The organism is Rhodococcoides kyotonense (assembly GCF_900188125.1).
Taxonomy (GTDB): Bacteria; Actinomycetota; Actinomycetes; order Mycobacteriales; family Mycobacteriaceae; genus Rhodococcoides; species Rhodococcoides kyotonense.
The window spans coordinates 260781-281683 of record NZ_FZOW01000006.1 but is presented as its reverse complement, the minus strand read 5'-3'; the positions used below and the strand labels follow the sequence as shown (position 1 = coordinate 281683).

The window sequence follows — 20903 nt, the reverse complement described above, 5'->3', positions numbered from 1 at the left end:
TTCTCGACGGATAAATGGAACAGGTTCTAGCATTGGTGCGATGGAGCGGTTGAGCGGACTCGATGCGAGCTTCCTGTACTTGGAGACGTCGACTCAGCCTCTGAACGTGTGCGCGATCGTCGAACTCGAACCCGCGGGTGACGACGTCCGCTACGACGCCGATTCGCTGAAGCGTGAATTGTCGACGCGGATCCGTGCCATTCCCACGCTGCGGAAGAAGTTGTACGACAGCGTGTTCAACCTCGACCATCCTGCATGGATCGAGGACAGCGAGTTCGACATCGACCGACATTTCCATCACATGACGCTCCCGAAGCCGGGCGGAAGCGGTGAAATCGCTTCCGTGTGTGCGTATCTCGCGGCGCAGGAGCTCGATCGGACGCGGCCGCTGTGGGAACTCTGGGCGCTCGACGGTACGCCGGACGGCCGGATGGTCGTCTTCCTGAAGATGCATCACTCCACCGTCGACGGCGTCTCCGGAGCCAACATCATTTCCCAGCTGTGCAGCCTGGAGCGTGACGCACCTGCGCCGACGCCGGTGACCGGGGTCGGATCTGCGCGTCGATTCGATCTTGCTGTGGCAGGGCTCTTCTCGTTCGCGACGCGTCCGCTGCACATGGCGACGATCATGCCTGCAACCACTCGAATCCTGACGGGCTGGATCGGGCGTTCCCGTCGGGGCGAGGCGATGCCGTCGCCGTTCACGGCCCCGCGGACGACGTTCAACGGCACACTGACCGAGCACAGAACCGTTGCGTTCGCCAGCCTGCGTCTGAGTGACGTGAAGAAGGTCAAGAACGCCTTCGGTGCGAAGGTCAACGACGTCGTACTCGCCATGTGCGCGGGCGGATTGCGAATCTATCTCGACGGCATGGGCGGGTTACCGGAGGACTCGTTGATCGGCGTCGTACCCGTATCGGTGCACGAGAAGAGCAGCAGGCCCGGTACCAACCAGGTGTCGGCGATGTTCGCCTCGCTCGCCACCGACATCGCGGATCCGGCCGAGCGACTCCGCGTCATCTCGAAGAGTCACGAGGTCGGCAAGGATCACAACAGAGAGATCGGGGCGTCGCTGCTGCAGGATTGGGCCCAGTTCGCCTCTCCCGCCACGTTTGCCATCGCGATGCGCGCGTACGCCGCGTTGGATCTGGCCGAGCGCCATCCCGTCGTGCACAATCTCGTGATTTCGAATGTTCCCGGCCCACCGGTCCCGCTGTACTTCCTGGGAGCGAAGGTGACCGGATTGTTCCCGCTCGGGCCGATCATGCACGGCGCGGGCTTGAACATCACCGTGATGTCCGGCGACGGGCGCCTCGACGTCGGCATCATCGCCTGCCGTGAGCAGGCGCCGGATCTACAGAAACTGGCCGACGCCATGTCCACTGCACTGGACGAGCTTCTCGACGCGGCACACACTCGGGTGGGGGAGGGCTGATGCGCGTTCTCGTCACGGGCGCAACCGGATTCGTCGGCGCGTGGACGGCACGGGCGATCGTCGACGCCGGACACGATGTGCGGTATCTCGTCCGCAATCCCGCCGGACTGGAGACGAGCGCCGCGTGCATCGGACTCGACACCGACGACATCTGGCTCGGCGACATCACCGACCGCGACTCCGTTCTCCGGGCGCTCGACGGATGCGACAGCGTGGTGCATTGCGCGGCCGTCGTCGCAACCGATCCCCGACGCGCCGAGGAGATGCTCACGACCAACCTCACCGGTGCAGAGAACGTGTTGGGTGGGGCGGCGTCGCTGGGGCTGGATCCCATCGTCCACGTCTCGAGTTTCACGGCGCTGTTCCGTCCCGACCTGGACATGCTGCATGCCGAACTGCCGGTCGTCGGGGGAACGGACGCATACGGCCGCTCGAAAGCGCAGGTGGACATCTACACTCGCGGAATGCAGGACGGGGGAGCGCCCGTCGTCATCACGTATCCGGGGATGGTTCTCGGTCCGCCCGCAGGCGATCGGTTCGGTGAGGCGGCGGACGGCGTCGAAGCAGCGCTTCGGATGCGCGTGTTGCCCGGGCGCAGTGCGGCGTGGACGGTCGTCGATGTGCGCGACCTCGCGGCGATACATGCGGCGGTGCTCGAGCCGGGACGTGGTCCTCGGCGGTACATGGTCGGGGGTACCTGGTTACCCGTGGACTCCATCGCGAAAATTCTGCGCGACGTCGCGGGCATCACCGTCGTGCCCGTCCCGGTTCCCGACGCGGCGCTGCGCGTCGTCGGCAAGGCTGCCGATGCGTTGGATGTGTTGGTACCGTTCGAGACTCCGGTGAGCCGCTCGCCGATCTCCGACGCCGCGATGCAGTACTACACGCAGATGCCGCCGTCCGACGACTCCGCCACCGAAGCCGAACTGGGAGTGCGGTATCGGCTCTCCCGTGAGACGTTCGATGCCACGGTGGCGGGTCTGCGGACTGTCGGCAGGCTCTGACGCGTCAGGCGACGTCGATCAGGCCAACGGTCGGGAAGAAGAAGCAGCTCTTCTCACCGGTCGGGGTGTTGTGTGTGACGTTGCCGAACACGGCGGCAAGCACTGTGCCCGAACCGGTTTCGACGGGAGCCAGGCGAGCTCCTGCCGCGGGGAGTCCGGCGACGAAGTTGGTCAGTGCGCCACGGGCGATCTCGGTGGTGATCGGGTCGAGGTTCGCGTTGGCGAGGATCGACTCGACGAGAGTGGTTGTCGCGCCGCCCATGTCGGCGAATCCGCCCTTCAAGGTGTTGACGTTGAACCAGGCGACCTGCATGCCTGTCTTGTCACCCGAGTCGTCGACGATGCCCGCCGGGACGAATGCGAACATCGTCTCGCCCTTCTCGACGGCGTTCAGCGCGGGGAGTTGCGGAAGCAACGGAATGGCAGGCAGTCCGATGTTCGGCCACGGTCCACCGGCTGCGCCCGCGACAGCGGGAGCGATGTCGAGGGGCAGACCCGGGACGGCAGCGCAGTTGATCGACGCCGTCGGGTAGAAGAACGGAGTGATGCCGAGTCCGGTGAGAATCTCGTTGGCGGCATCGAGTGCGGCCAACGGGTTGGAGTCCGTCGTCTCCGCCACGTCGGTGCGAGAGTCGGCGATGGCGGTGGCGGCGGCCAGGGCTGGATCGGCCGCCGCGGCGCCCTGACTCTGCAACGTCGTCAACGCCTGCGACAGCGGATCGGAGGGTGCAGGATCCGCTGCCGCGGTCGCCGGTAGAGCGAGCAGAGCTGCGCAGGACAACGCGACTGTTCCCGCTACGCGGCTGAACCGACGAGACATATGTGACTCCTGTGACTCATGAGACGGATGTTGCGAATGGACAAATCCGACCACACGGCATCCTTCATTCTCAAGTCCAGGAGTCTTCGGTTATTCAATCGATATGAGTCAGCCGACGTTGATGCCGTAGTCGCGGACGATTCCTTCCAGCCCCGACGCATATCCCTGACCGATTGCGCGGAACTTCCATTCCTGCCCGCGTCGGTACAGCTCGCCGAACACCATCGCGGTTTCGGTCGAGGCGTCTTCGCTGAGGTCGAAGCGAGCCAGCTCGCGGTTGTCGGCCTTGTCGACGACGCGGATGAAGGCGTTGACCACCTGGCCGAAGTTCTGCCCGAGGGCGTCGGCGTCGTGGATCGACACGGGAAAGACGATCGATTCGATCTCTGGGGACAACGCGGTGAGATCGATGTCGATGCTCTCGTCGTCGCCCTCGCCTTCCCCCGTCTGGTTGTCACCGGTGTGCTCGATGGCGCCGTCGGGCGAGCGGAGGTTGTTGTAAAAGACGAAGAACAGATCGTTCAGCGACTTCTTGTTCGTGTTCAGACCGATGGCGCTGGCATCGAGGTCGAAGTCGCCCCCGGTCGTGTTGCGGACATCCCAGCCCAGTCCGATCGAGACCGCGGTGAGGTTCGGTGCTTCCTTCGTCAGCGAGACATTTCCGCCCTTGGCAAGGGTGACGCCCATGTGTTTTCTCTCCTTCTCTGCTGCAGAACCGGTTGGTCTCCACAGTAAGGGAAACTGCGGAAGGGGCAGATGATGCAGGCGAGAGCAGGGTGGCTGGCGGTACGGAAGTGAATGTGGTGAAATACGCAAACTGTAGAAAATAACAGCGTCGATGCCCTGCGGGTCGACGACACGCCGTGAGACACCGAATTTGGGGGCGAACCGTGCACGTATCGCGACGCGATCTGTTCAAATACGCAGCCGTGGGGTCGGCTGCAGCAGTCGGGCTGGCCGCCGTCGGCGCGCAGTCCGCGCACGCCGACGGGCTGGGAACACTGATCGACTATGCGGCGGGTGTGCCGTCGCCGGAATCCATCAAGGCAGCGGGCCATCTCGGCGCCGTCCGCTACGTGTCCGATCGCCGTCCCGGTGCCGAATGGATGCTCGGCAAACCGATGAAGCGCGACGAGGCCGACGCGTTGACCGAGGCCGGACTGGAGGTCGTGTCGAATTATCAATTCGGCAAAGGCACGACGTCGGATTGGCGCGGCGGATATGCCGCAGGCGTCAAGCATGCGAACCGCGGGCTCGAATTGCACCGCGCGGCAGGCGGTCCCGAGAACCGGCCCATCTACGCCTCGATCGACGACAATCCGACGGCCGTCGAGTTCGCGACGATGATCGCGCCGTACATTCTCGGCTGGCAATCGGTCGTCGGCCCCGAGAACACCGGAATCTACGCGAACTCACCGACGATCGAATTGGCGTCGATCGCCAATCTGGGTCAGTGGTACTGGCAGCACAACTGGGGAACTCCGAAGGGGTTCCGTCACCCGAAAGCGCACCTGCATCAGATCCGAATCGACAAGGACAAGGTCGATGGAATCGGCGTCGACATCAATGTGATTCTGAAGCCCGATTACGGCCAATGGTCGTTGGCCTGAACTACGCGAAAGAAGAAGGACATGGATTTCATCGACTTGCTGTACACGATCGCGGGCTATTTCTATCAGCTGTTCTCGGACTCGTTCTCGTCCTGACGGCCGCGAACCACGAGTAGAAGGAACGACACCGCGGCGAGTAGAGCCACCGCAGTCGAAAACACCACTCCCGCTGTGACGAGTCCCCACGCGTTCGCAGCGGCGCCCGCGCCGATCACCGGCACCGAGATCGCGATGTAGAGGACGACGAAGAACGTCGACGTCACCTCGGCCCGGCGACCGGCGGGCAGTTCCGCGGTCACCGAGGCCATGCCCTTGCTGAAGGTGATGCCCTGACCGACGCCGCACACCACCGCGGCGACGACGAGCAGCGGGAACGACGCGAGCAGCAGCGACAGCCCCAGCGCCACGCACCCCAGCACGAGGATCAGGCATCCCAGACGTTGGGCGAACGACGCGTCGAGCCCGCGTAGCCCGATCTGGGCCGCTGCCGACGCCGCGAAGATGACGAACACGACCGCGCCGCCGACTGCGTGATTGTCGACGCCGAGGACCGTCGTCATGAATCCCGGTGAGACACCGCTGAAGAGGCCGAGAACGGCGAAACCGGCGAATCCTCCGATGGCGGCACGCACGAAGGTTCCGCGAATCTCCGCGGGAACCGACAGCCGCTGCATGTGCGGCCGTGCTCCTGGCTGGACGGCTACCGGCTCGGGCACGAGGAACACCGCCACGGCGGCGATCGCCAGCAACACGATGTGGACGATGAACGTGAGATGCGTCGGCTCGGGGAGGTATTGCACCAACAGCCCGGCGACGAGAGGCCCGAGCCCCAGACCGCCGATGTTGGCGGCCGTGGCGATCGACGGCGCCTTGGTCTTCCACTTGTCCGGGACCAGCTCGACGAGCGTCACGGTTGCGGTCCCGACGAAGATGCCGGCCGACAGGCCGGACAGCATCCGCCCGATCAACAGAACTTCGAGATTGCCTGCGAACACGAACACCAGTGCGCTGCCGATGCCGAATGCGATACCGGCGAGCAGCATCGGTCGTCGGCCCAGGGAATCGGACCACCGGCCGAACGCCAGCAGCGCGACGAGCACGCCCAGTGCATACGCGGCGAAGATGACCGTGATGACGAGGACGGAGAATCCGAACTCGGCCTGATACAGCGAATACACCGGCGTGGGCATCGTCGTGCCCATCATGGCGACGGCGAACGCGTAGGTGATCGCGACGAACGCGACTGGTCTGCTCACGAGCAGACTTTACCTAGCGACGAGCAGAAACAAGCGACGATCGGATTCAGGCGACGACGAACGTTCCGATCGTCGGGAGGAAGCTGCAGGTTCGCGGAGCGGCCGACGGATCTTCCTTCGACTGCGTCGTGATCGAGCCCGAGATCACCGACAGAACACGGCCGGGGCCGGTGTCGGCGATGGCCGAGATCGTCGCCGGGCCATCGGGATTGATGCGCGAGGCGCCGGTGAGATCGACCGTTCCGGTACGACGGTTGTCCAGGTTGAGCCACGTGGCGGTCAGCGGCGCTTCCTGCTTCTCGGCGATCGGAGCGGTACCGAGGGCGGTGAAGACGAATCCGGCCTGGCCGGCAGCAGGGCCGGGAGGGGGCAACGTCGCGGGGCCGGGAACGGCGAGCGCCGTACCGACGGAGTCCGCGGTGTCGGAGATGCAGCCCTTGCCGATGGTCGGGTACAGGAACTGCGCGATGACCGGGCCGTCCTCGGGAGGCAGCGCCGGGCCACCTCCACCCGATCCGTCGAGGAACGTGATGACGGCTTCCAACGTGGACTTGACGTTGTCGGGAAGGGCGGAGTTCTCGAGCAGCGCACGCGCCTGAGCGAGAAGATCGGCCTGCGGTCCTGCCGCGGCGTCGGCGGGGCCTGCTGCGGCACCCATGATCGCGGGGGCGAACGACGCGAGCGCCTCGATCTGCGCGTAGTCGGGAAGCGGCTGATCCGGGGTGGGGAGAATCAGTGCCGGCAGCTCGGGCGGTGCGGGCTCGGCCGAAGCCGATGTCGGCAGAGCGAGTGCGGCGGCTGCTGCGACGGCTACAGCGGTGACAGCCCTGCGCGATACCCCGAAACGAAGCACGTGTTTCCCCATCCTGATCGTCAACTACGCCGTGAGGCGGTTGCTGGCTCGAGGGGTCACTCTATGTACCCGACCCTTCCTTGTACAGCCGGTGCCGCCCACCCCGTACCGTCGCACAGTAGCGTGTTACTGGAGTGATTGATGGTGTTGGTGATGCAAATGTTATTTGTGACGAACCAATATTCGACGACGCGATCGCTGTGACGTGCATTTGTGAACCTCGACCGGGTTCCCTATAGGCTCGCCGCGTCGGTCTCGAACGGGGGCGGCCGAAGACGAGTTGCGAACGGGAGCAGTGAAGACGTGAACCGGTTGGTTCGATGTGCCCCGGTCCTGTTGTTGCTGTCCGTCGTCGCCCGGTTCGCGTGGGCGTTCCTGACGCCCAACGGCATGAATCTCGTCGACCTTCACGTGTACGTCGACGGCTCGGCCGCGCTGCTGCGCGACGACCTCTACGACTTCACGTACTCCGAAGAGACGCCCGACTTTCCGCTGCCGTTCACGTATCCGCCGTTCGCCGCGCTCGTCTTCTTCCCATTGCACTACCTGCCGTTCACGCTCGTCGGAGTGTGCTGGCAGCTCGCGACGATGGTGGCCCTGTTCTTCCTGATCCGGCTCAGCCTCGACCTCGTGGACCCGGATCGCGACTGGACCCGCATCGCGATGCTGTGGACGGCCGTCGCCCTGTGGACCGAGCCGGTTCGGACGACACTCGACTACGGGCAGGTCAACGTCTTCCTGGCGCTCGGTGCGCTCGTCGCGATCCGAAGTTCGCGGTGGTGGGTCGCAGGTGGCCTCGTCGGCGTCATCGCGGGCATCAAGCTGACCCCTGCGATCACCGGGCTGTACTTCGTCGCCACGAAGAGATGGAAGGCGGCGGTTTTCTCGGCCGTCGCGTTCGGAGCAACGGTCGGACTCAGCTACCTGATCCTCGGGCATCAGGCAGGTACCTACTTCACGACGCTGCTCGGCGACGCCGATCGCATCGGACCGGTGGGCTCGGTCTGGAACCAATCGCTGCGCGGCGCGATGAGCCGGATCGCCGGACACGACGTCGGCTCGGGACTCGCGTGGATTCTCGGTGTCGTGGTCTGCGCTGCGCTCGCGTTCTTCGCGTGGCGTGCGCTGCGACCGGGGGACCGTCTCGGCACGCTGATCGTCGTGCAGTTGCTCGGTCTGCTGATCTCGCCGATTTCGTGGTCGCACCACTGGGTGTGGGTGATGCCGTTGCTCGTGTGGCTGGTGCACGGGCGCGATCGCCACCGACTCGGAACCAAGGTGGTCGCGACGTACTGGCTGGCCACGACGCTCGTCGGCGTGCCGTGGATCCTCAGCTTCTTCCAGGACTCGATCTGGCTCGTGTCACGGCCGGGAGTGCTGGCATGGCTCGGAGCCGTCGACGTCGTCGGTGTTCTTCTCGTCTACGGGTGGACGATCCACCTCGGCCGGATCAATCGTCGGGAAGAAGGGCATCTATCTGATGCGCGAGATGCACGTCCTTCTTCGTGAGGCCGCCCGCGGAATGCGTCGACAGCGTGAAGGTGAGTTTCCGCCACCGAATGTCGATGTCGGGATGGTGATCGGCGGACTCGGCTGCGTCGGCCACCCGCGAGACGAACTCGATGGCCGCGGGAAACGTCGGCAGTTCGACGGTGCGGCTGATCTGCTTCCCGTCGAGCGTCCACTCGGGAAGTCCGGTGAGGGCATCGTCGATGTCGGAGTTCGACAGGATTGGTTCACTCATGAATCGATGGTGACATGAGCACGCTCGTCGTCGCAGGCGCAATCGTCTCGAAAGGATTGCTTCTTCTCGCGCAACGGTCGCGCCCGCCGGAGCTGGCGGGACTCTGGGAGCTGCCGGGAGGAAAGGTCGAGGACGGCGAAACGCCCGAAGACGCACTGGTGCGCGAGTTGCGCGAAGAACTGGGCGTCGAGACGTCCGTCGGTGATCCCCTGGTCGGTGAGGTCGAGCTGGCCGGTGGCCTGACACTGCAGGCGTACCGAGTGGAGATCGTCGCGGGAACGCCTGTGCCGCTTGACCATTCGGGTCTTCGCTGGGTCGACGCGCGTGATCTCGGCGAGATCGATCTGGTCGACGCCGACCGCGCGTGGGTGCCGGAACTGAGTGAGATGCTCAGGCAGCCCGGGCCTTCTTGAGCCCCTTCTTCAGGTCCTTGCCCGTCGCGCCCTGGTCCTCGAGTTTCTTCATCCGCATGATGACGACGGGGCACTTGAGGCACCGGGTCTTCTTTCGGCAACATTTCTTCTTGGGCTTCAGACCCGAGACGTTCTTGGCCTTGATCTTGCCCATGTGACGCGCTCGCTTTTCTCGAACTTTTCGGTGAACTTCTGGCCAAGAGTACTGCGTGGTGTGGGTCACCTCGTGGCAGCGGGTAAACTCGATCGGTCGCGAGAACTTCGCGGTGCAGCGCGCTTCTCTAGCGACACAAGCCCGCTAGCGAACAAGAGCCCGCATTCGACCCAGGAGAATTTTTCGCGTGAGCGCCCCCACCAGCACCGATACCACTACATTCCGCAACGTTGCCATCGTTGCACACGTCGACCACGGCAAGACCACACTGGTCGACGCCATGCTGCGCCAGTCGGGAGCGTTCGCCGAGCGTGCCGAACTCGTGGACCGAGTCATGGACTCCGGTGACCTCGAGAAGGAAAAAGGCATCACCATCCTGGCGAAGAACACCGCCGTTCACCGCCACAACGCCGACGGCACCGTCACCGTCATCAACGTGATCGACACCCCGGGCCACGCCGACTTCGGTGGTGAGGTCGAGCGCGGCCTGTCCATGGTCGACGGCGTCGTCCTGCTCGTCGACGCATCCGAGGGCCCGCTGCCTCAGACGCGCTTCGTGCTGCGTAAGGCGCTCGCCGCATCTCTGCCGGTCATCATCGTCGTGAACAAGACCGACCGTCCCGATGCCCGCATCGAAGAGGTCGTCTCCGAGTCGCAGGACCTGCTCCTCGACCTGGCATCCGACCTCGACGACGACGCTGCCCAGGCCGCCGAGGCGCTGCTCGACCTGCCGGTCCTGTACGCGTCGGGCCGCGAGGGCAAGGCGTCGCTGACGCAGCCCGAGAACGGTTCCGCTCCCGACACCGAGAACCTCGACGTTCTGTTCCAGGTCCTGATGGAGCACGTCCCCGCGCCCAAGGGCAACGAGGACGCACCGCTGCAGGCACACGTCACCAACCTCGACGCGTCGGACTTCCTCGGTCGTCTCGCTCTCGTCCGCATCCACAACGGCCGTCTCCGCAAGGGACAGACCGTCAGCTGGATGCGTGAGGTCGACGGCGAGCCCGTCGTCCAGAAGACCAAGGTCACCGAACTGCTGACCACCATCGGCGTCGAGCGCGTCCCCGGTGAGAGCGCGGTCGCAGGCGACATCGTCGCCGTCGCAGGATTCGCGGACATCATGATCGGTGACACCCTCGCCGACCTGGACGAGCCCGTTGCGTTGCCTCGCATCACCGTCGACCAGCCGGCCATCTCGGTCACGATCGGCACCAACACCAGCCCGCTGGTCGGCCGCGTGAAGGGCCACAAGCTCACCGCCCGCATGGTCAAGTCGCGTCTGGATTCCGAGCTCATCGGTAACGTCTCGCTCAAGGTCCTCGACATCGGTCGTCCCGACGCCTGGGAGGTGCAGGGCCGCGGTGAGCTGGCGCTGGCCATCCTCGTCGAGCAGATGCGTCGTGAGGGCTTCGAGCTCACGGTCGGCAAGCCTCAGGTGGTCACGCGCCTGGTCGACGGCAAGGTTCACGAGCCGTTCGAGGAACTGACCATCGACACCCCGGAAGAGCACCTCGGCTCGATCACGCAGCTGCTGGCCGCTCGCAAGGGCAAGATGGTCCAGATGACCAACCACGGCACCGGTTGGGTCCGCATGGAGTTCATCGTGCCCTCGCGTGGCCTGATCGGTTTCCGCACCGACTTCCTCACCGAGACCCGCGGCACCGGTATCGCCAACGCCGTCTCGCACGGTTACGGACCGTGGGCCGGCGAGATCCGCGCCCGCCACACCGGTTCGCTCGTCTCCGACCGCACCGGTTCCGTCACGCCGTTCGCGATGATCCAGCTCGCAGACCGTGGAACCTTCTTCACCGACCCGGGCGCCGACACGTACGAGGGCATGGTCGTGGGCATCAACCCGCGTGCCGAGGACCTCGACATCAACGTCACCAAGGAGAAGAAGCTCACCAACATGCGGTCCGCGACGGCCGACGCCACGGAGACCCTCGCGAAGCCCATCGAGCTCACGCTCGAAGCTGCGATGGAGTTCTGTGCCGCCGACGAGTGCGTCGAGGTCACGCCCGAGGCAGTGCGCGTCCGTAAGGTCCACCTGTCGCAGACGGACCGTGCTCGTGAGCGTTCGCGTGCGAAGTCGCGTGACAAGGCTGCTCTGTAACAATCGCTGGACGCCCCCGGGTGGTCGGTTCGTCCGGCCACCCGAAAGGGGCAACGACGAAGGAGTGGCATATTGCGGCAGCGACTGCACACCGCCGGCATCGGAATCGTTGCACTGGCCCTCGCAGCGTGCACCGCCAATCCACCTCCACCGGTGGAGAGTGCCCCGACGACCACGACGACCACTCCCGTTGCTCCCGTCGAAACCGGTGACCAGGTCGTCGTCGCCATCGACGACGTCGGTATCGGGTTCAATCCGCATCTGATGTCGGATCAGTCGCCTGCGAACTCCGCGGTCAGTGCGCTGGTGTTGCCCAGCCCGTTCCGTCCGACGCTCGACCCGGCCGATCCCGCGCGCACCGTGTGGACGCCGGACCCGTCGCTGCTGATCTCTGCCGAGGTGACGTCGCAGAACCCGTTCACCGTTCGGTATCAGCTGCGCAACGAGGCGCAGTGGTCCGACAGCGCGCCGATCGCCGCCGAGGATTTCCGCTACCTGTGGCGTCAGATGATCTCGCAGCCCGGTGTCGTCGATCCTGCTGGGTATGCACTGATCGACGACGTGCAGTCCTCGGGTGGCGGCAAGACCGTCGACGTGACGATGCGTCAGCCGTATCCGAACTGGCAGCGTCTGTTCACCGATCTGGTGCCGAGCCATCTACTGAAGGATTCGCCCGGCGGATTCCAGACGGGACTGTCGGAGAACGTCCCGGTGTCCGGTGGCCGGTTCAACATCAAGTCCATCGATCAGGGTCGCGACGAGATCCTGCTCGAACGTAACGACCGCTTCTGGGACGAGCCAGCTCTGCCCGATCAGATTCTGCTTCGCCGCGGCGGTACGGCGGCTCAGCTCGCCGACTCGTTGCGCTCGAAAGATGCTCAGGTGGCACAGGTTCGGGCAAGTTCTGCGACGCGGGCGCAACTCGCGGCGATCCCCGGTGTGCGAACCGACATCAGGTTCCAGCCGCGTGTTCTGGATCTGACGCTCAACGGGCGTGTGCCTGCTCTCGCCGAACCCGATGTTCGACGCGGCCTCCTCGGCTTGCTGGATTCGTCGTTGCTGTCGACGGTCGCGGCGGGCAGTGGTTCCGCGGATCATCCTGCGCGAGCGCAACTGTCCTCTCCATCGGACCCCGGGTACGCGCCGACCGCTCCTGCTCCGCTCGGACGAGACGCCGCTCTGGAACTGTTGAACCGTGCCGGATACGTCCCGCTGCCGGACGGGACCATCGGAAAAGGCGGCGTACCACTGGATTTCGTGATCGGTGCGGTCGAGGACGACGGCACCGCGCTGGCGGTGGCCAACACTGCAGCCGACCAGTTGGCCGGCGTGGGAATCGCGGCGACGGTGACGCCTCTGCCCGCCGAAGAGCTGTACGGCACCGCACTGACCGACGGCGAGGTCGACGCGATCGTCGGATGGACGTCCGTCGGACTGGATGCGGCGACCGTCATGGCGTCGAGATTCGGATGTGCAGCAGCACAGGAGATTCCGGCGTCCGACGACACGCCCGCTGCGCCGCCGAGCAACACGTCGGGGTTGTGTGTTCCCGAACTGACTGCGTCGGTCGATCGTGCTCTGGCAGGCGAACTTCCGATCGACGAGCTGAAGGCCGAGGCGGAACCGGCACTGTGGGGTCTGTCCGCTGTGCTCCCGATTTCGCAGGATTCGTCCGTCGTTGCCGTCGGCAACGGCGTCGAGGGTGTGTCGCTGGAAGGCCCGATCGAAGTCGGGATCTTCGGTGACGCCGCAACCTGGATGAGGACCCGAATCAAATGAGACCGATGAGGACCGGAACCAAGTGAGATTGCTGCTCGTTCATGCACATCCGGACGACGAGACCATCACGACAGGCGGAACCATCGCGCACTACGCCCAGGCGGGTGTCGAGGTGACGGTGCTGACGTGCTCGCTCGGCGAAGAGGGTGAGGTCATCGGCGATCGCTGGTCGCATCTGATCGCGGACGAGGCCGATCAACTCGGCGGATACCGCATTCTCGAATTGCACAGGGCGCTGGACGTTCTCGGCGCAGGTGCGCCGAACTTCCTTGGCGGAGCGGGTCGTTGGCGTGACTCGGGCATGGCGGGAACGGCTGCCGCGGCGAACCCGCGTGCGTTCGTCAACGCCGACCGCGACGAGGCTCTCACTGCCATGCTGACCGTGATGCGCGAGGTGCGTCCACACGTCGTCGTCGGCTACGACCCGGAGGGTGGCTACGGCCACCCGGACCATCAGCAGGTGCACTCGCTGGTGACCGAAGCGTTCGACGTCGCGGGTTCGGATCGCTACCCCGCCGCGGGCGCACCGTGGACGCCGTCGAAGTTCTACTGGACCGTCACCGGAGCCGAACAGCTACGCGACGGGCTCGCCGCGATCGCCGACGTCCCTGACGGCTGGCGTCTGCCGGAGCCGGGCGAGCTGCCGAGCGTTACCGACGACGTCGTCACGACGTCGCTCGACATCCGCGCCGTGTTCGATCGCAAACGCGAAGCCCTGAACGCACATGCGACACAGGTGACCGTCGCGCCGTCGGGCGTCGAATACGCGTTGTCGAACAACATCGTTCAACCGATTCTGGGCGACGAGCAGTACGTTCTCGTGCGCGGTGAGCTGGGAGAGCTCGATGCGTCGGGCAGAGAGCGTGATTTGTTCTCCGGCGTGTGACACTATGGCCTGCATCACTGATAGTACTGATGAGTAGGGTAGGTCACGCGAATGTACAACTGGGTCGTGCAGGATGCCATCGTCGCGTTCGTGAACTCGCTGAAGCCGGACTTTCCACGTCAGGAAATGCTGTATCAACAGGGCCTCACCGATTTCGCGCACATCCTGAGCAACCTGCTGACCTCGTTGGGATACCCTCCGGTCTCCTGATCGAGGTTCGTACGTCACTATTGGCTGCATGATCTCGAAAGCCGCCTCGAATGCCGTCGTCCTCGTGTCGAGGGCCACTCTTGCGGTACTGATCTTCGACGGCTTCCTGTGCGGCGTTCTGTCGGTTCTCTTTCTGCCGACCTACCTCGGGCCGATCCCGTTCCCCGTCAGCGCGCTGCTCGCGGGCATCGCGAACGTGATGTTGTTGTTCGCGGCCCGAAAGGTGGCCGAGCGGCCGGGGACGATCGCACTGCCGTTGGTCGGCTGGGGCGTCGGCGTGCTTCTGTGCATGTTCGGCGGACCGGGCGGCGACGTCCTGGTTCTTGCCGACTGGCGTACTGCTCTGTTACTGGTCGGCGGCGCCGTGCCACCCGGCATCCTGTTGTTCTCCTGGCGACTGAAAGCTCTCACAACAGCCCCGCATGGGTCCCCGCGGCACGAAGCACATCCTCGACCATCGTCGGGGTCAGCAACCCGGTGAACGTGTTGCGCTGACTGACGTGGAAGCACCCGAACAACCGAATTTCGCCAGGAGTGGAGCCTGCGGAACGACCCGAGGATTCTGCGAGATCCACTTCTGTGCCGTGACCGAACTTCGGTCGCGGCCGCGGGATCTCCCAGCCGCCGCGCTCGAGAACCGGCAGTAACGACTGCCACCCGAAGCCACCGAGTACGACGACGGATCGCAGCTTCGGCTTCAGCAGTCCCAGTTCGATGTCGAGCCACTGCCCGCAGCGGTCTCGTTCTGCGGTCGTCGGCTTGTTCGCCGGGGGAGCGCAGTGCACGGGCGCGGTGATGCGCACTCCTCGCAAGGCCAGGCCGTCGTCGATGTGTGTTGCCGTGGGCTGATTCGAGAGTCCGACGGCATGCAGTGCGGCATAGAGGAAGTCGCCTGCGCGGTCGCCGGTGAACATTCGTCCGGTGCGGTTTCCGCCATGCGCGGCCGGGGCGAGGCCGACGATCAGCATCGGCGCATCGGCCGGTCCGAACCCGGGAACCGGCCTGCCCCAATAGTGTTGATCCCTGAACTCGGCCTTCTTCTCGGCCGCGACCTTCTCCCGCCACGCAACCAGACGCGGGCACGCACGGCACCGGGAGACCTCGCGATCGAGATGGCCGATGCTGGTTATCGAGCCCACTTGTCACCGGCTCCCGGCGTCACAGCCTCGACGAGCGCCCACGCCCGATCCGCCGGGATATCGACGACCTCGTAATGCCCGACGCCCGCGGGAGTGGCCGCAACGATCGTCGCGACGCCTGCGCGTCGTTGAAAGAAGGTCTGCCTGACGGTCCAGCCTATGATCCCCGCGGCCTCGAGGCTGTGGCGTGTGCGGTCGAGCGAGCCGTGTCTGGTGATCAACCAACCGGGGAGCACCGCATGGCCGAGCCCTCGATAGCGGTCCCACGCGACGAACACCGCCCCGACGAGCAGAATCGCCGCGGCCACCCAGGCGAGGGTCGGTATCGGGGCGCCGAAGGCCTCGGCGATTCCGAGCGCCGCCGCCGCGATCAGCACGGGTACGACGGCTCGCGTGTATCGCCGACGCCGCGCGACGGGGCCGTGCTGGATCAGCGGTTTCTGCGCGTCGGCATGCAGACCCGCGTCGCCCAGCACGATGGTCATCATCCGCAGCGCCTCGTCGATCGGCGCCTGCGGCAACAGCAGCGACGACTCCTTCTTCTCGGCGCTGACCCCAGTCATGATGGCGTCGAGCTTGGCGCCCTTGGCGCTGCGCAGCAGAAGTGGCTCCGACAGTGACGTGCCGCGGAGGCGATTGCGATCGAGCGTCGTCGACCGAGTTTTGAGCAGCCCGTGTGCGACGTGCAGTCGGGTGCCGTCGTCGGTGACTGTCAGATTGCCGTACGCGATCAGATAGCGGACGCACGCGAACGCGCTCGCGACGACCAGCAGAATCAGAAGCCCGACGAGAACGACGACGACGATTCCGAGCTGTTCGGCCGACGCGATGCTGTCGGAGACGACGTCGGATTCCGCGAGCCGCTGGCCCAGGCCGTACTGGAACAGCACACCGACGGCAGCCGCGATCGCCACGACGCCCGTGAACGAGAACGGCGCGAACCGCACCCACGACGTCTGCCAGTGGGCGATCTCGGTTTCGACGGCAGGCGGCGTTCCCGGCTCGGTGACGGTACGGGTCACTCGGTGCAGAAGTTCTTCCCGAAGTGCTGGAACCACTGTCGCGTCGAGTGCGTTGAGCTCGAACTTCTCGCCCTTACCTGCCTGCTGGCCGGTCCCGATGCGCAGGATCGACAGCCCGAGAACGCGGTGCAGCACGTTCGCTTCGATGTCGACCGACCGAATGCGACTACGCGGAACCGAGAGAAGCTTCTTCTGGAACACACCGGTTCTGAGTTGAACGTGTACCGGGCCGATGCGATAACTCGTCGTGAACCACCGGAGAATCGCGTAGACCACCACGATCGCGAGGATGATCAAACCCCACAGATGGTTGCCACTCTGGCTGCCGACGATGAACGACACCAGCAACACCGGGAGGACCTTCACGGCCTCGTTCACCGGATGCACCAGCAGCATTCGTCGGTCGAGGCGAAGCCACGGTTGTTGCTCTTCCTCGACCAGCAGTTCGGTTTCGGTGCTCACGTCGCGTCACCCAGCGTGCGCCCGGCGATGTCGGTCAGCTGGGCTACGGTCTTGTCCGCGACATCCTTGTCGAGGGCGGTGATCTTCACCGCACCCGCAGACGACGCCGTCGTCACGGTGACGGTCGACAGGCCCAGCAATCGATCGATCGGCCCGCGCTCGGTGTCGACGGTCTGTACCCGCGAGATCGGGGCGATGCGTCGTTCCTGATCGAACCAGCCGGTCAGTGTGTAGACGGCCGTCTCGCTGATCTCCCAGCGATGCACTCGGTACCGCCACAGCGGTACGACCACGATGTGTGCTGCCGCGAGGACCAGCGACGCGACCAGGACTGCGATGTGCGGCCACGTCGTGGGTTTCGCGGCGATCACGGCCCAGACGATCTGCGCGATGAACACCGGAACCCACATCAGAGCTGCATTGACGGCCCACAACTGCTTCGCACGGGGACTCGGACGCCACGCTGGATCGGACATCGTGATCATGGCTACAAACCTAGCTGTGCCCCCTCCCGGTGGCATGCGAACGTGTCGGAGGAGCATGATCGACTGGTGACCATGCTGCCTGATCCTGCTGCACCTGTTCGCCACACTCCAGAGAAGGCCCCCGCTCCGTCCGCTATGCGTCGTGTTCTGCGTCGTGCGCGTGACGGTGTCAGCTTGAATGTCGACGAGGCCACCGTCTTGCTGCATGCGCGCGGTGAGGATCTGGTGGATCTGATGGCGTCGGCGTCGCGGGTGCGTGATGCGGGGTTGGAGTCGGCGGGACGGCCGAAGACGGTCAGTTATTCGCGGAAGGTGTTCATCCCGATCACGCGGTTGTGCCGCGACAAGTGCCATTACTGCACGTTCGTGACGGTGCCCGGCAAGCTGAAAGCCGAAGGCCATGGTCTGTTCATGGACCCGGACGAGATCATCGAGGTCGCTCGCAAGGGCGCCGAACTCGGTTGCAAGGAAGCGCTGTTCACGCTCGGTGACCGTCCGGAGGAGCGGTGGCCGGAGGCGAAGGAGTGGCTCGATTCCCGCGGCTACGATTCGACGCTGGACTATGTGCGGGCGATGGCCATTCGGGTGCTCGAGGAGACCGGTCTGCTGCCGCATCTGAATCCGGGTGTGATGTCGTGGCAGGAGCTCTCGCGGCTCAAGCCGGTGGCGCCGTCGATGGGCATGATGCTCGAGACCACCTCGCGGCGGTTGTTCGAGGAGAAGGGCCAGGCGCATTACGGCAGCCCGGACAAGGATCCGGAGGTCCGGCTGCGGACGTTGACCGACGCGGGCCGGTTGAACATTCCGTTCACGACCGGGATTTTGGTGGGGATCGGGGAGACGATCCGTGATCGCGCCGAGTCGATCATGGCAATCCGTAAGGTGCACAAGGCGTTCGGGCATGTGCAGGAGATCATCGTGCAGAATTTCCTCGCCAAGCCCGATACGGCGATGCGTCAGGCACCGAACGCGGGTATGGAGGAGTTCCTGGCGACGATCGCGGTGACGCGCATTCTGGTGGGTCCGGCGATGCGGATTCAGGCGCCGCCGAACCTCGTCGAAGCGGAGGAGACTGCGGCGTTGTTGCGGGCGGGCGTCGACGACTGGGGTGGGGTCTCGCCGCTGACACCGGATCACGTGAATCCGGAGCGGCCGTGGCCGAATCTGGACACACTCGCCGAGCTGAGCCAGGCTGCCGGCTACACGTTGGTGGAGCGGACCGCGGCGCAGCCGCAGTACATTCTCGCCGGTGCGCCGTGGATCGATCCGAGGATCTCCGCACATGTGCAGGCGTTGGCGGATCCGGAGACGGGTATGGCCCGCGTCGACGTGACGCCGTCGGGTCTGCCGTGGCAGGAGCCGGACGAGCAGTGGGAGTCCTCGGGTCGGGTGGATCTGAACACCGAGATCGACACGGACGGTCGTAACACCGACACCCGCAGCGATCTGGCGAACGCGTTCGGGGATTGGGAGTCGATCCGTGAGCAGGTCCGTGATCTGGCCGGGCTCGAGCGCGTCGACCGGGATCTGATGGCGGCGCTGAAGGCTGCCGAAGCTGATCCTGCGGGGCTCAGCGACGAGCAGTATCTGGCGTTGGCGACGGCCGAGGGTCCGGGTATGGATGCGGTCGCGGCGTTGGCGGACGATCTGCGTAAGCAGGTCATGGGCGAGGACGTCACCTACGTGGTGAACCGGAACATCAACTTCACCAACATCTGCTACACCGGCTGCCGGTTCTGTGCGTTCGCGCAGCGTAAGGGTGATGCGGATGCGTTCACGCTGTCGACCTCCGAGGTGGCGGATCGGGCGTGGGAGGCGCACGTCGCGGGCGCGTCGGAGGTGTGCATGCAGGGCGGTATCGATCCGGAGTTGCCGGTGACGGGGTATGCGGATCTGGTGCGTGCGGTGAAGGCTCGGGTGCCGGGGATGCATGTGCATGCGTTCTCGCCGATGGAGATCGTCAACGGTGCCTCGCGGGGTGGGCAGTCGATTCGTGAATGGCTGACGGAGCTGCGGGCGGCCGGGTTGGACACGATTCCGGGGACGGCGGCGGAGATCCTCGACGACGAGGTTCGGTGGGTGTTGACGAAGGGGAAGTTGCCTGCGGCGGAGTGGATCGAGGTGGTGACCACGGCGCACGAGGTGGGGCTGCGATCGTCGTCGACGATGATGTACGGGCATGTGGACAATCCGTCGCACTGGGTGGGTCATATGAACGTGCTCAAGAAGATTCAGGACAAGACGGGCGGGTTCACCGAGTTCGTGCCGTTGCCGTTCGTGCATCAGAGCTCGCCGTTGTATTTGGCGGGGGCGTCGCGTCCGGGTCCGACGAATCGGGACAATCGTGCGGTGCATGCGTTGGCGCGGATCATGTTGCACGGCCGGATCGACAGCATTCAGACCTCCTGGGTGAAGTTGGGGATCACCGGTACGCAGGTGATGTTGAACGGTGGCGCGAACGATCTGGGTGGAACGTTGATGGAGGAGACCATCTCTCGGATGGCCGGTAGTGAGAACGGGTCGGAGAAGACCGTCGCCGAGCTGCACGAGATCGCGAACGGTATCGGCCGCCCTGCCCGCGAACGCACCACGACGTACGGCCGCGTCGAGCGGATGCCGGAACTGGGGCTCGTCTGAGCATGGACGATCGCACCGTCGCGACGGCCCTGGAAAGGTCCGTCGCTATCATCGACCCTGTTCTCGACATCCTCGGAACACGCGACCCAGTCGGCTTGAAAGCGCGAACGTTTCGCACGCCTGCGGGCGACGACACCGTCGTCGACAAGGCTCTGGACGCGCTCGCATGGGCTCTGAACGCCACCGACTTCCCCGGGACCCAGGGATGGCAGAAGCTCGACGCCGACGCCCGATCGCAGTGGTGGGTCGCACGAATCGGCGCGCTGAACACCGTCGCGGTTGCCTTTCCCGGTGTGTTCGGGGTGCTCGTCAACAGGCTGCCGTTGCAGGACCTGCTCGGGTTCGCCAATCAGGCAATGGTTCTCGTTGCTGTGTCTCGCGAATGTGGTGTCACCGACCGTGCGACGCACGTCCAGCTGCTCGCGTCGGTGCTGTGCGAACGTGAGATCGATCTCTCTGCAGCGGAACCCGAGAAGGCGCCTGCGCGCTCTCGTGACTGCGGTCCGTTCGCGTTGCTGCGCGCGATGTGGGACGTCGCGACGGTGCTTCGTGAGGTGTCCAGCGAGCTGGCGAAACGCCCGCACAGCCGACTACCGTTCCGTGTCGTGTCGGCCATTCCGGTGATCGGGGGCGTGGCCAGCTATTTCGGTGAGCGAGAAGCGCTGTCTCGCGCGGCGAGACAAGGGCGTCGCTGGATCGCCGATCACGCAGCCGAACCGAAACACGTAGGCTCGAAAACGGCGCCATGAATCGAGGCAGAACCACGCGAGTGAGGACACCCTGCGCTGGTTGTCGGAATTCTACGACGCGATACTAGGATTCTCAGGGCGTTCGAGGCGACACCTCGGCGTCGACCTATCGGAAAGGGAGGGAGAGCAGCA

At 65.1% G+C, this 20903-nt stretch carries 21 protein-coding genes; 12 read left to right on the top strand and 9 right to left on the bottom strand.

Annotated elements, in window-relative coordinates; genetic code table 11:
• Window positions 1–40 precede the first annotated feature (40 nt).
• Both CHB96_RS12760 and CHB96_RS12755 read left to right on the top strand, forming a co-directional pair.
• Window positions 41–1435, top strand: coding sequence for a WS/DGAT/MGAT family O-acyltransferase (locus tag CHB96_RS12760; protein WP_089246640.1), 1395 nt, complete (start codon window positions 41–43; stop codon window positions 1433–1435).
• The gene (locus CHB96_RS12755; RefSeq protein WP_089246638.1) at window positions 1435–2439 is read left to right on the top strand and encodes an NAD-dependent epimerase/dehydratase family protein; all 1005 of its coding nucleotides are present in this window, start codon (window positions 1435–1437) and stop codon (window positions 2437–2439) included. Before CHB96_RS12760 ends, CHB96_RS12755 begins: the two co-directional genes overlap by 1 nt.
• 4 nt (window positions 2440–2443) lie before the next feature.
• Here the strand turns inward: CHB96_RS12755 and CHB96_RS12750 are convergent, their stop codons facing one another.
• Both CHB96_RS12750 and CHB96_RS12745 read right to left on the bottom strand, forming a co-directional pair.
• Window positions 2444–3259 carry a hypothetical protein gene (locus CHB96_RS12750; protein WP_089246636.1) on the bottom strand — a complete coding sequence of 272 codons (816 nt, stop codon included), beginning with the start codon at window positions 3257–3259 and terminating at the stop codon, window positions 2444–2446.
• Window positions 3260–3367: 108 nt separating this feature from the next.
• Window positions 3368–3946, bottom strand: a complete 579-nt coding sequence (locus tag CHB96_RS12745; protein WP_089246634.1) for a TerD family protein — start codon at window positions 3944–3946, stop codon at window positions 3368–3370.
• A gap of 203 nt (window positions 3947–4149) precedes the next feature.
• On the opposite strand from CHB96_RS12745, the gene CHB96_RS12740 reads away from it, so the two are divergent.
• Entirely contained in the window at window positions 4150–4869 is a 720-nt protein-coding gene (locus tag CHB96_RS12740) for a DUF1906 domain-containing protein (protein ID WP_089246632.1), read from the top strand.
• Between the two features lie 65 nt (window positions 4870–4934).
• Here the strand turns inward: CHB96_RS12740 and CHB96_RS12735 are convergent, their stop codons facing one another.
• Entirely contained in the window at window positions 4935–6125 is a 1191-nt protein-coding gene (locus CHB96_RS12735) for an MFS transporter (RefSeq protein WP_089246630.1), read from the bottom strand.
• 46 nt (window positions 6126–6171) lie between these two features.
• On the bottom strand, window positions 6172–6990 hold the full coding sequence (locus CHB96_RS12730) for an Rv1157c family protein (RefSeq protein ID WP_089246628.1): 819 nt from the start codon (window positions 6988–6990) through the stop codon (window positions 6172–6174).
• A gap of 291 nt (window positions 6991–7281) precedes the next feature.
• On the opposite strand from CHB96_RS12730, the gene CHB96_RS12725 reads away from it, so the two are divergent.
• Window positions 7282–8487, top strand: coding sequence for a mannosyltransferase (locus CHB96_RS12725; RefSeq protein ID WP_089246792.1), 1206 nt, complete (start codon window positions 7282–7284; stop codon window positions 8485–8487).
• Here the strand turns inward: CHB96_RS12725 and CHB96_RS12720 are convergent.
• Window positions 8429–8722: a 4a-hydroxytetrahydrobiopterin dehydratase gene (locus tag CHB96_RS12720; RefSeq protein ID WP_089246626.1), complete on the bottom strand. Its 294-nt coding sequence runs from the start codon at window positions 8720–8722 to the stop codon at window positions 8429–8431. The two genes, CHB96_RS12725 and CHB96_RS12720, sit on opposite strands and share 59 nt — an antisense overlap.
• 14 nt (window positions 8723–8736) lie before the next feature.
• Between CHB96_RS12720 and CHB96_RS12715 the strand changes: the two genes are divergently transcribed.
• Window positions 8737–9135, top strand: coding sequence for a (deoxy)nucleoside triphosphate pyrophosphohydrolase (locus CHB96_RS12715; protein ID WP_089246624.1), 399 nt, complete (start codon window positions 8737–8739; stop codon window positions 9133–9135).
• Here CHB96_RS12715 and CHB96_RS29680 read toward each other — a convergent pair.
• Window positions 9113–9289, bottom strand: coding sequence for a hypothetical protein (locus CHB96_RS29680; protein ID WP_089246622.1), 177 nt, complete (start codon window positions 9287–9289; stop codon window positions 9113–9115). The two genes, CHB96_RS12715 and CHB96_RS29680, sit on opposite strands and share 23 nt — an antisense overlap.
• Window positions 9290–9476: 187 nt before the next feature.
• On the opposite strand from CHB96_RS29680, the gene typA reads away from it, so the two are divergent.
• The 5 genes from typA to CHB96_RS12690 all read left to right on the top strand — a co-directional run bounded on the left by typA (window position 9477) and on the right by CHB96_RS12690 (window position 14758).
• Window positions 9477–11402 (top strand): translational GTPase TypA, encoded by a 1926-nt coding sequence (gene typA, locus CHB96_RS12705; RefSeq protein WP_089246620.1) that lies wholly within the window; start codon window positions 9477–9479, stop codon window positions 11400–11402.
• Between the two features lie 72 nt (window positions 11403–11474).
• The gene (locus CHB96_RS12700; protein ID WP_089246618.1) at window positions 11475–13181 is read left to right on the top strand and encodes an ABC transporter family substrate-binding protein; all 1707 of its coding nucleotides are present in this window, start codon (window positions 11475–11477) and stop codon (window positions 13179–13181) included.
• 22 nt (window positions 13182–13203) lie between these two features.
• A complete protein-coding gene (gene mshB, locus CHB96_RS12695) occupies window positions 13204–14067 on the top strand; it encodes an N-acetyl-1-D-myo-inositol-2-amino-2-deoxy-alpha-D-glucopyranoside deacetylase (protein ID WP_089246616.1) in 864 nt (287 codons plus the stop codon).
• A 51-nt stretch (window positions 14068–14118) separates the two neighbouring features.
• Entirely contained in the window at window positions 14119–14277 is a 159-nt protein-coding gene (locus tag CHB96_RS29675; protein WP_176444269.1) for a hypothetical protein, read from the top strand.
• Window positions 14278–14305: 28 nt separating this feature from the next.
• On the top strand, window positions 14306–14758 hold the full coding sequence (locus CHB96_RS12690) for a hypothetical protein (protein WP_089246614.1): 453 nt from the start codon (window positions 14306–14308) through the stop codon (window positions 14756–14758).
• On the opposite strand, the gene CHB96_RS12685 is transcribed toward CHB96_RS12690, so the two are convergent.
• From CHB96_RS12685 to CHB96_RS12675, 3 genes are all read right to left on the bottom strand, one after another.
• The gene (locus tag CHB96_RS12685; protein WP_089246612.1) at window positions 14685–15416 is read right to left on the bottom strand and encodes a uracil-DNA glycosylase; all 732 of its coding nucleotides are present in this window, start codon (window positions 15414–15416) and stop codon (window positions 14685–14687) included. The genes CHB96_RS12690 and CHB96_RS12685 overlap by 74 nt on opposite strands.
• A complete protein-coding gene (locus CHB96_RS12680; protein ID WP_089246790.1) occupies window positions 15404–16834 on the bottom strand; it encodes a PH domain-containing protein in 1431 nt (476 codons plus the stop codon). Before CHB96_RS12680 ends, CHB96_RS12685 begins: the two co-directional genes overlap by 13 nt.
• 62 nt (window positions 16835–16896) lie before the next feature.
• On the bottom strand, window positions 16897–17385 hold the full coding sequence (locus tag CHB96_RS12675) for a PH domain-containing protein (RefSeq protein WP_176444268.1): 489 nt from the start codon (window positions 17383–17385) through the stop codon (window positions 16897–16899).
• A gap of 72 nt (window positions 17386–17457) precedes the next feature.
• Here CHB96_RS12675 and CHB96_RS12670 point away from each other — a divergent pair, with 72 nt between their 5' ends.
• Both CHB96_RS12670 and CHB96_RS12665 read left to right on the top strand, forming a co-directional pair.
• Window positions 17458–20022: a bifunctional FO biosynthesis protein CofGH gene (locus tag CHB96_RS12670; protein ID WP_176444279.1), complete on the top strand. Its 2565-nt coding sequence runs from the start codon at window positions 17458–17460 to the stop codon at window positions 20020–20022.
• A 2-nt stretch (window positions 20023–20024) separates the two neighbouring features.
• Window positions 20025–20771, top strand: coding sequence for a hypothetical protein (locus CHB96_RS12665; protein ID WP_089246606.1), 747 nt, complete (start codon window positions 20025–20027; stop codon window positions 20769–20771).
• The last annotated feature ends 132 nt before the right edge of the window (window positions 20772–20903 follow it).

Excerpts from the sequence above, each read along its gene's own strand:
- CHB96_RS12760 (WP_089246640.1), top strand. The coding sequence starts at position 41 with ATGGAGCGGTTGAGCGGACTCGATGCGAGCTTCCTGTACTTGGAGACG.
- CHB96_RS12755 (WP_089246638.1), top strand. The coding sequence starts at position 1,435 with ATGCGCGTTCTCGTCACGGGCGCAACCGGATTCGTCGGCGCGTGGACG.
- CHB96_RS12750 (WP_089246636.1), bottom strand. The coding sequence starts at position 3,259 with ATGTCTCGTCGGTTCAGCCGCGTAGCGGGAACAGTCGCGTTGTCCTGC.
- CHB96_RS12745 (WP_089246634.1), bottom strand. The coding sequence starts at position 3,946 with ATGGGCGTCACCCTTGCCAAGGGCGGAAATGTCTCGCTGACGAAGGAA.
- CHB96_RS12730 (WP_089246628.1), bottom strand. The coding sequence starts at position 6,990 with ATGGGGAAACACGTGCTTCGTTTCGGGGTATCGCGCAGGGCTGTCACC.
- CHB96_RS12720 (WP_089246626.1), bottom strand. The coding sequence starts at position 8,722 with ATGAGTGAACCAATCCTGTCGAACTCCGACATCGACGATGCCCTCACC.
- CHB96_RS12715 (WP_089246624.1), top strand. The coding sequence starts at position 8,737 with ATGAGCACGCTCGTCGTCGCAGGCGCAATCGTCTCGAAAGGATTGCTT.
- CHB96_RS29680 (WP_089246622.1), bottom strand. The coding sequence starts at position 9,289 with ATGGGCAAGATCAAGGCCAAGAACGTCTCGGGTCTGAAGCCCAAGAAG.
- CHB96_RS29675 (WP_176444269.1), top strand. The coding sequence starts at position 14,119 with ATGTACAACTGGGTCGTGCAGGATGCCATCGTCGCGTTCGTGAACTCG.
- CHB96_RS12690 (WP_089246614.1), top strand. The coding sequence starts at position 14,306 with ATGATCTCGAAAGCCGCCTCGAATGCCGTCGTCCTCGTGTCGAGGGCC.
- CHB96_RS12680 (WP_089246790.1), bottom strand. The coding sequence starts at position 16,834 with ATGCTGCTGGTGCATCCGGTGAACGAGGCCGTGAAGGTCCTCCCGGTG.
- CHB96_RS12675 (WP_176444268.1), bottom strand. The coding sequence starts at position 17,385 with ATGATCACGATGTCCGATCCAGCGTGGCGTCCGAGTCCCCGTGCGAAG.
- CHB96_RS12670 (WP_176444279.1), top strand. The coding sequence starts at position 17,458 with ATGCTGCCTGATCCTGCTGCACCTGTTCGCCACACTCCAGAGAAGGCC.
- CHB96_RS12665 (WP_089246606.1), top strand. The coding sequence starts at position 20,025 with ATGGACGATCGCACCGTCGCGACGGCCCTGGAAAGGTCCGTCGCTATC.